Here is a 13,811-nt window from a genome sequence, read left to right on the forward strand (position 1 = left end):
GTCCTTACCTCGGTGCCATGCGGATCGCGCCATCCAGCCGGATGACCTCGCCATTGAGCATCGGGTTTTCCACGATATGCACGGCCAGCGCACCGTACTCGTCCGGGTCGCCCAAGCGTGCCGGGTGGGGCACCTGCTGCCCGAGGGACTTCTGGGCCTCCTCGGGCAGGGAGCCCAGCAGCGGGGTCTTGAACAGACCCGGCGCGATGGTGCAGACGCGGATCAGGCTGCGCGACAGGTCACGAGCCACCGGCAGGGTCATCCCGACAACCCCGCCCTTGGACGCCGAGTAGGCGGCCTGGCCGATCTGTCCGTCGAACGCCGCGACCGAGGCGGTGTTGATGATGACGCCGCGCTCTTCACCCTTCAGGGGCTCCGTCTTGGCGATCCGCTCAGCGGCCAGCCGCAGCACATTGAAGGTGCCGATCAGATTGACCTCGACGACCTTGCGGAAGCCGTCCAACGGGAACGGTCCGTCCTTGCCGAGGGTCTTGATCGCGTTGCCGATGCCGGCGCAGTTGACATTGATGCGTACCGGGCCGAGCGACTCGGCCACGTCGAGGGCCTTGCTGACCGCATCCTCGTCGGTGACGTTGGCGGCGACGAACGTGGCGCGCTCGCCCAGTTCGGCGACCGCTTCCTCACCCTTGAGGTCGATGACGACGACGGAGGCGCCGGCGTCGAGCAGTCGCTTGGTCGTCGCCAGGCCGAGGCCCGAGGCCCCACCGGTGACCACGGCTACCGAATCCTTGATTTCCACGTGCTGCAGTTCCTTTCGTTGAAGGTTGGGGCTGTCAGGCCCAGTCTTTGAGGACGGCGTCGTTGTCCGCGCCGATCAGCGGTGGCGGGCTCGGCACGGCGGGCTCGCTGCGCGAGAACCGCGGGGCCGGCATCGGCTGCAGGCCGTGCTGGGTCTCGTAGAACGTCGAGCGGTCGGCGATATGCGGTTCGTCGAGCACCTCGCCGAACGCGAGCACGGGTGTCGCACAGGCGTCGGAGCCGGCGAACACGGCGGCCCAGTCATCGCGATCCTTGGTCTTGAACACCTCGGTGAAGATGGCCCGCAGTTCTTCCCAGCGCTCCATGTCGTTCTGTGCGGGCAGCGTTGCCGGGTCCAGGCCCAGCTTGGCCAGAAGTTCGGCGTAGAACTGCGGCTCGATCGCGCCGATCGCGAAGTACTTGCCGTCGGCGGTCTCGTAGGTGTCGTAGTACGGGGCACCGGTGTCGAGCATGTTGGTGCCGCGCTCGTCGCTCCACACGCCCTGCGCACGGAACGCCCACATCATCTGGATCAGCACGCTGGAGCCGTCGATCATCGCGGCATCGACCACCTGGCCCTTGCCCGAGGTCTGCCGTTCCCACAGCGCCGACAGGATGCCGAGCAGCAGGAACATGGACCCACCGCCGAAGTCACCGGCCAGGTTCAGCGGCGGTACCGGGCGCTCACCCTTGCGGCCGATCGCGTGCAGCACACCGTTGAGAGAGATGTAGTTGATGTCGTGACCGGCCTGCAGCGCTCGCGGACCGTCCTGGCCCCACCCGGTCATGCGGGCGTAGACCAACTTCTCGTTGACCTTGGCGCAGTCCTCGGGTCCGAGGCCGAGGCGTTCGGTGACACCGGGCCGGAAGCCCTCGATCAGCACGTCGGCCTTGGCGACCAGATCAAGGACAAACTGGCGTCCCTCATCGGATTTCAGGTCCGCGGTGACCGAGCGCCGGTTGCGCAGCATCGCATCCGAGACGGCGCCGTTCTTGGCCGTCGGGCGATCGACGCGCACCACCTCGGCCCCCAGGTCTCCCAGAATCATGGCTGCGTGCGGGCCGGGCCCGATGCCGGCCAATTCCACAACTCGCATTCCCTGCAGTGGTCCCGCCATGCCTACCGTCCTTCGCCGTTGAGTACTGAGTAGTTGACCGCCGACATAGCTTACTTGTATAACCAAGTCGACCGGCCGCGGGTCACCCACCCGCCAAACCTGAGGGCGTACAGATGACGTATCGCAGCATCGAGCAGTTGACCGTGGAGCTCGCCGATGGCGTGCTGGCGGTGACGCTGAACCGGCCCGACAGCCTGAACTCGCTGTCGGAGGCGATGCTGACCGGTATCGCCGACGCTCTCGAGGCGGCCGCCACAGATCCCGCGGTCCGCGTCGTGAAGTTGTCCGGCGCGGGCCGCGGTTTCAGCTCCGGTGCCGGCATCAGCGCCGAGGACGTGTCCGCCAAATCGGTCAACGGACCCGAGGTGGTGCTCGATGCCGCCAACCGGGCGGTGCGTTCCATCGTCGCGCTACCCAAGCCCGTCGTCTCGGTGGTGCAGGGACCGGCCGCCGGCGTCGGCGTCTCGCTGGCCATCGCCTGTGATGTCGTACTCGCCTCGGAGAAGGCATTTTTCATGCTGGCGTTCACCAAGATCGGACTGATGCCCGACGGTGGCGCGTCGGCGCTGATCGCGGCCGCGGTGGGCCGGATCCGCGCGCAGCGGATGGCACTGCTGGCCGAGCGCATCACCGCGGCCGAGGCCTACGACTGGGGCCTGGTCACCTCGGTGCACGCTCCCGAGGACCTCGACGCGGCCGTGGCCGAGGTGATCAGCACCCTGGCCGGCGGACCCGCCGTCGCCTTGCGCAAGACCAAACAGGCCATCAACGACGCCACGCTCACCGAGCTGGAAGCAGCGATCGGACGTGAGCGCGAGGGCCAGCTGATCCTGCTGACCTCGCCGGATTTCGCCGAAGGCACCAGGGCGTTCCAGGAAGGCCGGCGGGCCACCTTCACCGACTCCTGACCTCGCACCCGCGGAAAATCGATGGACTGACACGCCACCGTCCGCGACCATCTATGGGTGAGTACGCAATTGGACGGTCACGGCTGGCGGGTACTCGCACCCTTCAAGATCCGCGAGTACCGACTGCTGATCGCCGCCGTGTCCATCACGATCCTGGCCGAGGGCATGTGGGCCGTGGTGATGGCCCTTCAGGTGATCGCCCTGGACAACGATCCGGCGACATTGTCCCTGGTGGCAGCGTGTCTCGGTGGTGGCCTGGTGGCTTTCGTCCTCGTCGGCGGCATCGCCGCCGACCGGATCCCACAGCGCTCCATCATCATTGCGGTGGAAGTCGTCAATCTCGTTGCAGTGGCAACGGTGGCCGCACTCTCATTGCTGGGCACCCTGCGGGTGTGGCACATGGCTGTGGCGGCTGCACTGCTCGGCATTGCCGCCGCTTTCTTCTTCCCCGCCTACAGCGCCTATCTGCCGCGGATCCTGCCACCCGAGCAACTGCTGGCCGCCAACGGCGTCGAAGGGGTGATGCGCCCGGTTCTGCAACGGGCCGCCGGGCCTGCGGCCGCAGGTCTGCTCATCGGCGCAACATTCCCCGCGGTCGGCACCGTGGTGGTGGCCGTCCTGTTCGCGACCAGCCTGATCCTGCTGGTCGCCACCCGCGGCGTGCGAACCCGGACGGAAGCGCCGGTCACGTCGAACCCGCTGACCGATCTGCGCGAGGGCTTTCGGTTCATGGTCCGCACACCGTGGCTGCTGGCCACCCTGCTGTTCGCCAGCGTCTTCGTGCTGGTGGTGATCGGCCCCATCGAGGTGCTGTTGCCTTTCATCACCGGCGAGCGGTTCGAACACGGTGCTCAGATGTTCGGGTTCGTGCTGGCCGCTTTCGGCGTCGGCAGCGCACTCGGCGCGCTCGGGGTGTCGTCCTGGCAGCTGCCACGACGCTACTTGACGGTGATGATGGTCATGTGGGGTGCCGGTTCGCTGCCGCTGGTGGTGATCGGTTGGACGCATTCGTTCGCATGGATGATGGTGGCCAGCTTCCTGGTCGGCATCACCGACGGGGCAGGCATGGTCATCTGGGGCACGCTGTTGCAGCGCCGGGTGCCACCGGCGATGCTGGGCCGAGTATCCAGCCTGGACTTCTTTGTATCGCTGGCCTTCATGCCCGTGTCGATGGCCATTGCCGGGCCGCTGTCGAAGGTGATCTCGATGGAAGTCATCTTCCTGGTCGCCGGTATGACGCCGGTGGTGGTGGCCACGGTTGCCTACCTGTCGGCGCGCATGTATCGCGACGAGATCGAGCATCCGCTCGACCGGTGGTGAACCGGCCGCCGAACAGCGGCGACGGCATGCCAACGCGGACCGGACGATCCACGGCGCCAGCGCCAGGATCCCGGCATCACCCGCGTAATTCCCGCGGTACCAGGACGACACCGACCAGAAACGCCTGTCTACTTGTCTTGGCACATGACCAACAAGTTCCATCTGGGGTGGTTCCTGAACTTCGTCGCCGACGAATGGGACGGGACCTGGGGTGACGGGGCGCGTGATTTCACCGGAGAGTTCTATGTCGAGATGGCCCGCGATCTGGAGCGCGCGAAGTTCGACTACGTGCTCATCGAGGACAAGCTGATGGTGTCGACGGCCTACGGCGGCACCATGGAGTACGACCTCAAGCACGGTGTGAACCCCAAACACGATCCGGTGCCACTGGCAGTGTTGATGGCCTCCGCCACTTCACGGCTCGGCGTCATCCCGACGATGTCGACCAGTTTCTACCCGCCATTCCTGCTGGCCCGACTCTGTAGCACGGTGGACCACATCGCCCGCGGACGGTTCGGCTGGAACGTGGTCACCTCCGCCGAGGACCGGGCAGCCCAGAACTTCGGGCTCGACGAGCTGTATGAGCACGACGAGCGCTACGCACGCGCCAGCGAATACCTCGAACTCTGCACCAAGCTGTGGGAGTCGTGGGAACCGGACGCGATCGAGCGCGACCATCTGACCGGGACGTACGCCAACTACAAGAAGGTGCACACCGTAGATTTCGCGGGCAAGTACTACAAATGCCGCGGTCCGCTGAACACCGCGCCCTCCCCGCAGTACCGCCCGACCATCGCTCAGGCCGGCGCCTCTCCCCCCGGCCGTGAGCTCGCCGCGCAGCACGCCGACACCATCGTGGCACCCGCCAACGGCATCCAGGCGATGAAGGACTACCGCGACGACATCCGGAATCGCATGGCGGCAAACGGTCGGGACCCGGCGGATTGCAAGGTGTTGTACCTTGTTTCGCCAATCGTGGGCGACACCACCGAAGAGGCTCTGGCGAAGCAGGAGCGCTGGTTCAACGATCCGCTGTACATCGAGTACATGCTTGCCGAGATCTCGTCGATCACCGAGATCGACTTCTCCACCTTCGACCTCGACAAGCCATTGCCGGACGTGTCGACCAACGGGGAGCGGGGCTCCCTGGAGAGCTTCATGGCCCGCGGAAAGGACAAGACGCTGCGTGAACTGGTCACCGGCAGTGGTCTTTCCGGAAATGTCCAGTTCGTCGGAACACCTGCCGAAGTCGCCGAGGAAATGGGCTCGGTGATGGAACAGGTCGGCGGCGACGGCTTCCTGATCACCAGCCCGGTGATGCGCCTGAACCGTCGCTACGTCACCGAGATCACCGACGGGCTGGTGCCGGAACTGCAGAAACGCGGTCTCACCCGCTCCGACTACACCACCGCGATGCTTCGCGATCACCTGCGCGAGTTCTGAGCATGCCGGTCAGCGAAGCGTGGCCGCTTGGTCCCGGTGACGACGACCCCGCCCGGAGCGCCGTCGACGCGGCGGTCGCGGCCCTGCAAGCGGGCCGCATGGTCATCCTCATCGACACCGAAAAGCCGGACGATGACGGTGATCTCATGCTCGCCGCCGCACACGCCACACCCGAGCGAGTGGCATTCATGATGCGCCACACCAGTGGCATCCTCTGCGTCCCGATGCCGGCATCCGACCTCGACCGGCTGCACGTTCCGCCGATGGTGGCGCTCAATGAGGACCCGAATGGGGCCGGCTATACGGTATCGGTGAATGCCCGCAAGGGAATCGGCAGCGGAATCTCCGCAGCTGATCGGGCCAGGACCATATCGGTGCTCGCCGATCCCAGCAGCAAGCCCGGTGACCTGAACCGACCTGGCCACGTTTTCCCACTGCGCGCCGTCGAGGGCGGCGTGCTCCGCCGGGCGGGTCACACCGAGGCGGCACTCGACCTGACGCGCTTGGCCGGATTGCCACCCGCCGCGGTGATCTGTGAGGTGGTGGACGACGAGGGCGCGGCACTGCGCGGGACACCGCTGCGCCTGTTCGCTGCCAAATACCGGCTGCCCATCGTCGCGATGTCGGATCTGCTCGCGTACCGGCGCAGTACCGAACGGCTGGTCGAATTCAGGGCGTCCAGTCGGCTTCCCACCGAGTACGGGGTGTTCCGGGCGTGCGGATTTCTCTCCGTGCTCGACGGCCGCGAGCATCTCGCCCTGGTGATGGGAGATATTGCGGAGCCGGGGGTCTTGCCGACACTGGTACGCGTTCACACCGAGTGCGTGACCGGCAACGTCTTTGGTTCGGAGGGCTGTGACTGCGAGCTCCAACTGGGGTACGCGATGCGGATGATCGCTGCCGAAGGCCGAGGAGTCGTGCTCTACCTGCGTGGCCACGCAGACCCGCACGGCGGCACGGACGTCCGCGATCAGGGGGTGGGCGCCCAGATCCTCGCGGACCTCGGGGTAGGGCGCATGCGCCTGCTGACGAACCACCAGGTCACCCGGACCGGCCTTGCCGGCTACGGTCTCGAGGTCGTCGAAACGCTGCCGCTACCTGCCTGACACAAGAAGTGATGTAACCCTGGCGAAGCACGCTCGGCTGACCGCGTTTACAAACCACTGCTTCTATGTGCGAGCGGGGGTTGTGAAGATCGGAGCACCATGGTGTCAGCAGGCGAACCGTACGGGGTGTGCAGGCCGAGGTTCCACCACGCCGGTTCGACCCGTCCTGAGGTGATCTACCAACGACAGCGCCACAGCCCCGATCGGCTGAACAACTCGCAGCGGCGCACCTATGACCTCCTGCGGTCGACCCTCATGTCGACCGGCAGGAATCTGCTTCTCGTGGAACACGAGCTCACCGAAGCGCTTTCGGCGAGCCGCAGCACGGTCCGGGCGGTGCTGCAGCAACTGGCGCGTGAGGGTCTGGTCACCCGCGAGCCCAAGAAGGGGACCCGTGCCGCCGGTTCGCTGCTCCTGCCCATAGACGAGCTCAAGACGATGGATCAGCTCGCCCGCGAGCCGTCTGCCCCTCTCGAAACCCGCACGATCGAATGCCGGCCGGTTGGCCGCCCGCCGGTGGTGTGCGACCGACTGCGGCTGCCCGACGGGTGGGACGTCCTGATGATCGAAAGCCTCATGGTGCACGACGGGATCACGATCGGGGTCACGGTGGGCTACATCGCCGTGAGCGAGAGTCAGTCGCACGACATAGATGTGGAGGGGCAGGACGTCATCGCGATATTGGAGCGGCAACTCGGGATTCGCATAGGCCCCAGCCGCACTACGGTCGGCGCCGTCACCGCCGACGAACAGACCGCCGACCTGATGAGTGTCGACGTCGGTGCCCCGCTGATCTGGCTCGAGGACGTCCTCGAGGACCACAACGGACAGCCACGGGCACTCTCACAGCTCCGGCTGCGCGGTGACCGAGTCGCGTTCAGCGCCATGGCCCGTCGCACCACGTGAACGTTCAGAAGCTCGACAAATTTCCCCGCAGCTGCGCGGATTCGTAGGAGGTCCGCGCCAGGCCGCGTGCCTGTAGCTCAGGTATCAGGCCGTCGGTGATCTCGGCAACCACGCGCCGGTTGAGCGGGCCGGCCACGAAAAGCACGCCGTCACCGCCAACTTCGCCCATCATCTTGCCCAGCTCGTCAGCCACCTCGGCAGGAGTCCCCACTGGCTCGATGGCATGGGTTTGGGCCGCGACTTCTCGCAGGGTGCGCCGCGGATCCCCCAGACGCGCAGCCAGCGAACTCTGGTGTCCGTTGGTCTCGAATGTCGCTGCCAGGTCCCGCAACGGGGTGTCCACGTCGTAGGGCGAAAAGTCGATGTCGGTGATGAAGCCGAGGCCCGCCAGTCCGGCCTCGGGGTTCTCCCATACCTCGTCGTCGTGGCGCTTCTTGCGGTCCACCGCTTCGGCGTGGGTCTCCCCCAGATACGGCGTACACAGGAACAACACCTTGACCTCGGCCGGATTCCGCCCCGCTTCCGCCGCGCGGGCGAGGACGTCGTCGCGGTACTCCTTCATCTCCTCCACCGACGTCGCGGCGGCGATGATGCTGTCCGCATTCTTGGCGGCGAAGGCACGCCCGGCCGACGATCCGCCGGCCTGGACCAGTGCCGGCCGCCCCTGCGGCGGCGGCGCGGTGTTCAGCGGCCCACGACTGCGGAAGAACCGGCCGTTGAAGTCCACCGGATGGACCTTGGTGTGGTCGGCGAACATCTCGGCCTCCAGATCGGCGACCACGGCGTCGGCGTCCCACGAAGACCACAGTGCGCACACGGCATCGGTCATCTCCTGTGCCATCTCGTAGCGCAGGTCGTGTGCGGGCTGGCCCTGTTTGCCGTAGTTCTGCGCCGCCCGGTCCGAGCTGCCCGTCACGATGTTCCACCCCGCCCGGCCGGCGGACAGGTTGTCCAGCGTCGCGACCAATCGGGCCAGCTGGTACGGCTGATACTCGGTCACCGCGAGCGTGGGTACGACGCCGATGCGGCGCGTCGCGCTGAGCATCACGGTGGCCAGCACCGCCGGATCGTGCTTCGGCACCGCACGCGCATTGTGGAGGTAATACCGCATCGAGTTCTCGTATCCGTCGGGCACATAGGCGGAGTCCTCGATGATCAGGTAGTCGAAGCAGGCCCGTTCGAGCGCGCGGATGAAGTCGACGTGAAACTCGCCGTTCATCCAATCCGTGGCGGCCGTGCCGCGCCATTGACTCTTCCAGTCGTGCACACCGAAACCGTTGCCCAGGAACCAGGCCAGGTGCATCCTCGGGTCACCATCCACGTCGGGCCTCCTCAATACCGTTCGATGCCAACGATTCCGGCGACGCCGATGCCGCTTCCGGTCACTCAACGCGGTCCGGGTCATCGGTCGATGTCGAATGCCGAACGTCTCCATTGCGCCGCTGCAAAGGCGGTTCGACGGCAGATGGCAGCTCGGGTGATGGCGATCACCGGTCGGCAACACCCGCGTAAAGCCCCCGACTTCTCATCGGCGACGAGTTGAAACAAACCGTTTGTTAATTGGTGTCAGACGATTCCCCAACCGCTCAGCAGGAGGTTGTCATGAGGATCTGTAGTCGCCAGTTCTGGACCGGCGGTGTGCGATGAGGCAGGGCCCGCCCCGGCCCGAGCGACCGGAAACTGTTTACCAGCGCAACCGCCAGACTCCGGACCGCCTCAACAACTCGCTGCGACGGACCTACGACCTGCTGCGCTCAACTCTGCAGAACGGACAGGGCGATCAGTTCCTGGTGGAGGGCGAGCTCATCGATGCGCTGTCGGCGAGCCGCAACACGGTCCGCGCGGTGCTGCAACAACTGGCCAAGGACGGCCTGGTGACCCGCAGCCCCAAACGCGGCACCCGCTCGGCGGCGGCAGTGAAGCTGCGCATCAACCAGCTCTCTCCTGTCAAGGAATTCGGCGGCGACGCCAGCATCCGCGCTGAGCTCAAGAACCTCGAGTACCGTCCCCTCGGCGACCTCCGTCTGGTGCGCGAGCGATTGCGACTCCCGTCCGACTGGACGGTGCTCATGATGGAGTCACTGATCGTGCGGGAGTCCCAGCCGTTGGGCATCTCGGTGAGCTACATCGCGCTGCACCCCGACCAGTCCCGCGACCTCGAGTTCAACGAGCCAGACCCGATTCTCTTCCTGGAGCGGCAACTCGACGTCAGGATCACCAGCAGTCGCACCACGATAGGTGCCACCGCGGCCGACGAGCAGTCCGCAGCGCTGGTCGGCATCGAGCAAGGCGCACCGATGATCTTCCTGGAGGACATCCTCGAGGATGCGAGCGGGCAGCCTCGGGCGCTGTCCCAATTCCGGATGCGCAGCGACCGCATTGCGTTCACAGCGAGTGCGTCGCGCTCGGCCTGACTCGCGGGGTCAGGCCACCGGCTGGTGCTCGGTGTTGGCGGTCCACAGGGCCGCGTACCGGCCACCGAGGGTGAGCAGCTCCTCGTGCGAGCCGTCCTCGACGATCAGCCCGTTGTCCACGACCAGCACGCGTTGCGCGGCGCGGGCGGTCTGCAGCCGGTGAGCGATCACGATCGTGGTGCGGCCCTGCGAGACCTGATTCATGGCACGCTGCACCTGCGCCTCGGTGGCCAGGTCCAGATTCGCCGTTGCCTCGTCCAGCAGCAGGATGCGCGGGTCAACCAGTAGAGCGCGGGCCAGCCCCAGCAGTTGGCGCTGGCCGGCCGACAGTGACCCGCCCTGCTCACTGACGGGAGTGTGGTAGCCGTGGGGCAGTTCGGCGATGAAGGCGTGCGCTCCGACCGCACGGGCCGCCTGTTCGACGAGTAGATCCGGTGCATCCGGGTTGCCGTAGGCGATGTTGGAGCGGATCGTTCCGGAGAACAGAAACGGCTCCTGCGGGACGTAGCCCAGTTGGCGGCGATACGCCACCAGGTCGAGCTCGCGGAGCGGCAACCCGTCGATCAACACGGTTCCCGAGGTGGGGTCGTAGAACCGGGCGATGAGCTTGACCAGGGTCGACTTACCGGCCCCGGTGGTGCCCACCAGCGCCACCGTCTGCCCCGCCGGAATCTCAAGCGAGACATCGTTCATCGCGACCAAGCCGGTGCTCGGGTAGACGAATGTGACGTGATCGAGCTGGATTCGGCCATCCAGCCGCTCCCTCCGGGCGCCCGACTCGGCCGCAGGCGTCGCGCTCGGCGTCCTGAGCAGCTCGCGCAGCTGGGTCAACGCAACACCCGCCTGCAGCCATTGGTCGAACACGAAGGACAGCTGCTGAATCGGTGTGAAGAACAGATCCAGGTACAGCAGGAAGGCGATGAGCACGCCGTAGCTGAGGTCACCCTCGATCAGGCGCGGTGCTGCGACCGCGAGCGCGATCGCCTTCGCAACGATGCTGAGCAGCAGCAGGAAGGGAAAGAACCGGGCCATCAGCTCGGCCGAGCGAACCCGAGCCGTGCAGTAGGAGTCCGCGAGCAGCGCGAAACGCGCCTCGTTGGCCGGTTGCTGGCAGTAGGCCTGGCTCACCGCGACCCCGGCCAGGCTTTCCTGCATGTTGCCGTAGAGCACCGATACCCGCTCACGGGCCAGCAGATACGTCCGCCCCGACTCGCTGCGGAACCACAGCGTCGCGGCGATCAGGAACGGCAGCACCGCCGCGGTCGCCAGGGCCAGCTGCGGATCGAAGATGGCCAGCGCCACCGCCACCCCGGCGCAGGACAGCAGGCTCACCATCGCCGTCAACAGGCCCTGCTGCAGAAGCTGGGCAAAGGCCTCCACATCGGAGGTCATCCGGGTCATGATGTGGCCCGCCATGAACTGCTCGTAGTAGTTGAGCGCAAGCCGCTGCAGGTGGGCGAAGGTGCGCACGCGCAGACCGAACAGCACCCGCTCCGCCGTTCGTTGGGTGAAGACCACCATCACCCTGGTGTTGATCCAGATCAACACCTGCACCGCCGCGAGTACCAGGCACACCACGACCAACGCCCGGTGCGAGTTCTTCAGCACGCCATGGTCGAGCCCGTACCGAATCAGCACCGGTGCAGAGATCCACAACATCCCGTCGAACACCACCAGCAGGCTCGCCAACAGCAGCGGCCGGCGGAACGGTCGGAAAACGCTGGCCATGGACAGTTCCCGGACCGGCGCGGTCGCCTCTGCCATGTCGATGTCCGGCGTGTCCCGCAGCGGCGGCAGCGCCCGCACCGCTTCGGTCAACTTCGGGGAAACCCTCGACAACCCGGCCAGCGTCGAGGCATCCCCACTCATCCCGGGCCCCTGCGATCCAGAGGCTGCCCGGGTGGCCGCCTCGCTGGTGAAACTGCTCATCTTCGGCGCGCCCAGCCGGGAGACACCCTCGGGCCAGGCCACCGGGTCGAGCGCGACCACCGGCGGCTCTGCCGACGCCGAACCGGCGGCTGTCGCATCGGGACCGGTCAGCAGCTCGCGGAACAGCTCCGAGCGCGCCAGCAGCTCCTCGGTCGTCCCACTGTCGACGATCCGGCCGCGGTCCAGCACGATCACCCGGTCCGCGAGCATCAGGGTCGATCGCCGGTGCGCGATGAGCACCGTGGTGCGCCGGTCGCGCACCTCCTCCAGCGAGCGGTGCACAGCGTGTTCGGTCCGCGCGTCGATCGCCGAGGTGGCATCGTCGAGAATGAGCACGGTCGGGTTGGTCAGGGCCGCGCGAGCCAGCGCCAGCCGCTGCCGCTGGCCACCGGACAGCGTGAAGCCACGCTCCCCGACCAGCGTGTCGTAGCCCTCGGGTAGCCCCGCGACGAATCCGTGCGCGTGCGCGGCCACGGCGGCGTGTTCCACCTCGTCGTCGCTGGCATCCGGGCGGCCGAACGCGATGTTGTCCCTGATCGTCGTGGAGAACAGGAAACCTTCCTCGAAGACGATGCCGACGTTCGCGCGCAGCGAGGTCAGGCTGTAATCGCGGATGTCGCGGCCATCAAGCCGAACCGTCCCGGCGGTGGGATCGTGGAAGCGCGCCAGCAGATGGGCCAACGTCGACTTGCCGGACCCGGAGGCGCCGACGATGGCGACCGTCTCCCCCGGCGCAATCCGCAGACAGATGTCCTGCAGGACCGGTTCGCCGCCCGGATAACCGAAGTCGACATGGTCGAGTTCGACCAGGCCGACCGGTTCGGTGAGCATCACCGGGTCACGCGGCTCCTGCACGCGGGACTCGATCGACAGCAGCTCCACGATCCGCTGTGCACCAGCGCGCGCCTGCTGGCTGGTGGCCATCAGACCGGACAGGAAACGCACCGGAGCGACCAGCTGCAGGATGTAGCTGCCGAAGGCCAGGAACACGCCCAACGACACCTGCCCCTGCATCACCAGCCACCCCCCGAGTCCGAGCACCGCAAGCTGGGTCAGCCCGGGAATGGCGTCCAGTGCCGCGGAGTAGACAGCGGTGATACGCGCTGTGCGCAGCCGCGACTGAAACAGCTTGCCCGCCTCCGCATGCAGCGCATCCTGCTCCTGGCTTTCCTGCCCGAATGCCTTGACGACACGGACACCGGTGACCGCCTCCTCGACCACTCCGGCGACGCTGCCCTGGAAGCGTTGGTCCATCCAGCTGGCCGGAAAAGACTTGCTGCGGAATCGCATCGCGACGAACAGGAAGGTCGGCACCGACACCACCATGACCAACGCGAGCAGCGGCGAGAGCACCAACATGACGACCAGCGAGACGATCAGCAGGGCGATGTTGCCGTACGCAACGCCGAGTTGTTGCAGAAACATCTGGATCAGGGTCAGGTCGCAGGTGGCCCGGGACATGATGTCGCCGGCCCGCAACTCGTCGCGGCGGGAGGCATCCAGGTACTGCATGTGATGGTGCACCCTGACCTGCAGATCGCGCTGGGCGCGCACCGCCGCACGCCCGCCGACAGAGCGCCGAAGATAGTTGGCCACGAAACTCGCCAGGCCCGTCGCGAGCAGGATCCCCAGCCACAGCGGCAGGGAGCGCCGATGTTCGACGATCGCGTCGTCGAGGATGATCTGCTGGATCAGCGGGACCAGGCCGATCAGACCCATGGCGATGATGGCCAGCACCACCCCGGACCAGATCCCGATTCGGTTGCGACGGCTCAGTACCGGTGCCAGCAGGCTCAGCGTGCCGCGCCCGAATCGGCCGTGGTGTTCCGACTCGACCGGGGGCAACGGAGAGGAGTTGCCGGCTTTCGCTTCCCGAACATCGAGTGGAGTTGTCATCACTCCATGGCA

The 13,811-nt window shown here is 66.6% G+C and carries 10 protein-coding genes; 6 read left to right on the forward strand and 4 right to left on the reverse strand.

Annotation, left to right across the window (positions count from 1 at the left end; genetic code table 11):
* Positions 1-4: 4 nt before the first annotated feature.
* Positions 5-760: a 3-hydroxyacyl-CoA dehydrogenase gene (locus tag C6A86_RS21585; RefSeq protein WP_311100851.1), complete on the reverse strand. Its 756-nt coding sequence runs from the start codon at positions 758-760 to the stop codon at positions 5-7.
* A 34-nt stretch (positions 761-794) separates the two neighbouring features.
* Positions 795-1,877, reverse strand: a complete 1,083-nt coding sequence (locus C6A86_RS21590) for a CaiB/BaiF CoA-transferase family protein (protein WP_105362926.1) — start codon at positions 1,875-1,877, stop codon at positions 795-797.
* A 113-nt stretch (positions 1,878-1,990) separates the two neighbouring features.
* Between C6A86_RS21590 and C6A86_RS21595 the strand changes: the two genes are divergently transcribed.
* From C6A86_RS21595 to C6A86_RS21615, 5 genes are all read left to right on the forward strand, one after another.
* Entirely contained in the window at positions 1,991-2,785 is a 795-nt protein-coding gene (locus C6A86_RS21595; RefSeq protein WP_105362925.1) for an enoyl-CoA hydratase, read from the forward strand.
* 57 nt (positions 2,786-2,842) lie between these two features.
* On the forward strand, positions 2,843-4,105 hold the full coding sequence (tet(V), locus tag C6A86_RS21600) for a tetracycline efflux MFS transporter Tet(V) (protein ID WP_233212965.1): 1,263 nt from the start codon (positions 2,843-2,845) through the stop codon (positions 4,103-4,105).
* Positions 4,106-4,249: 144 nt separating this feature from the next.
* Positions 4,250-5,548 carry an NtaA/DmoA family FMN-dependent monooxygenase gene (locus tag C6A86_RS21605; protein ID WP_105362924.1) on the forward strand — a complete coding sequence of 433 codons (1,299 nt, stop codon included), beginning with the start codon at positions 4,250-4,252 and terminating at the stop codon, positions 5,546-5,548.
* A gap of 2 nt (positions 5,549-5,550) precedes the next feature.
* Positions 5,551-6,654 carry a 3,4-dihydroxy-2-butanone-4-phosphate synthase gene (ribB, locus tag C6A86_RS21610; protein ID WP_105362923.1) on the forward strand — a complete coding sequence of 368 codons (1,104 nt, stop codon included), beginning with the start codon at positions 5,551-5,553 and terminating at the stop codon, positions 6,652-6,654.
* 282 nt (positions 6,655-6,936) lie between these two features.
* Positions 6,937-7,560 (forward strand): GntR family transcriptional regulator, encoded by a 624-nt coding sequence (locus tag C6A86_RS21615; protein ID WP_233212964.1) that lies wholly within the window; start codon positions 6,937-6,939, stop codon positions 7,558-7,560.
* A gap of 4 nt (positions 7,561-7,564) precedes the next feature.
* Here the strand turns inward: C6A86_RS21615 and C6A86_RS21620 are convergent, their stop codons facing one another.
* Positions 7,565-8,881, reverse strand: a complete 1,317-nt coding sequence (locus tag C6A86_RS21620) for an NtaA/DmoA family FMN-dependent monooxygenase (RefSeq protein ID WP_233212963.1) — start codon at positions 8,879-8,881, stop codon at positions 7,565-7,567.
* A 322-nt stretch (positions 8,882-9,203) separates the two neighbouring features.
* On the opposite strand from C6A86_RS21620, the gene C6A86_RS21625 reads away from it, so the two are divergent.
* Positions 9,204-9,974, forward strand: coding sequence for a GntR family transcriptional regulator (locus C6A86_RS21625; RefSeq protein WP_105362922.1), 771 nt, complete (start codon positions 9,204-9,206; stop codon positions 9,972-9,974).
* Between the two features lie 9 nt (positions 9,975-9,983).
* Here the strand turns inward: C6A86_RS21625 and C6A86_RS21630 are convergent, their stop codons facing one another.
* Positions 9,984-13,799, reverse strand: a complete 3,816-nt coding sequence (locus C6A86_RS21630; protein WP_105362921.1) for an ABC transporter ATP-binding protein — start codon at positions 13,797-13,799, stop codon at positions 9,984-9,986.
* Positions 13,800-13,811 lie beyond the last annotated feature (12 nt).

It is taken from the genome of Mycobacterium sp. ITM-2016-00316 (assembly GCF_002968335.2).
In the GTDB taxonomy this organism is placed as follows: Bacteria; Actinomycetota; Actinomycetes; order Mycobacteriales; family Mycobacteriaceae; genus Mycobacterium.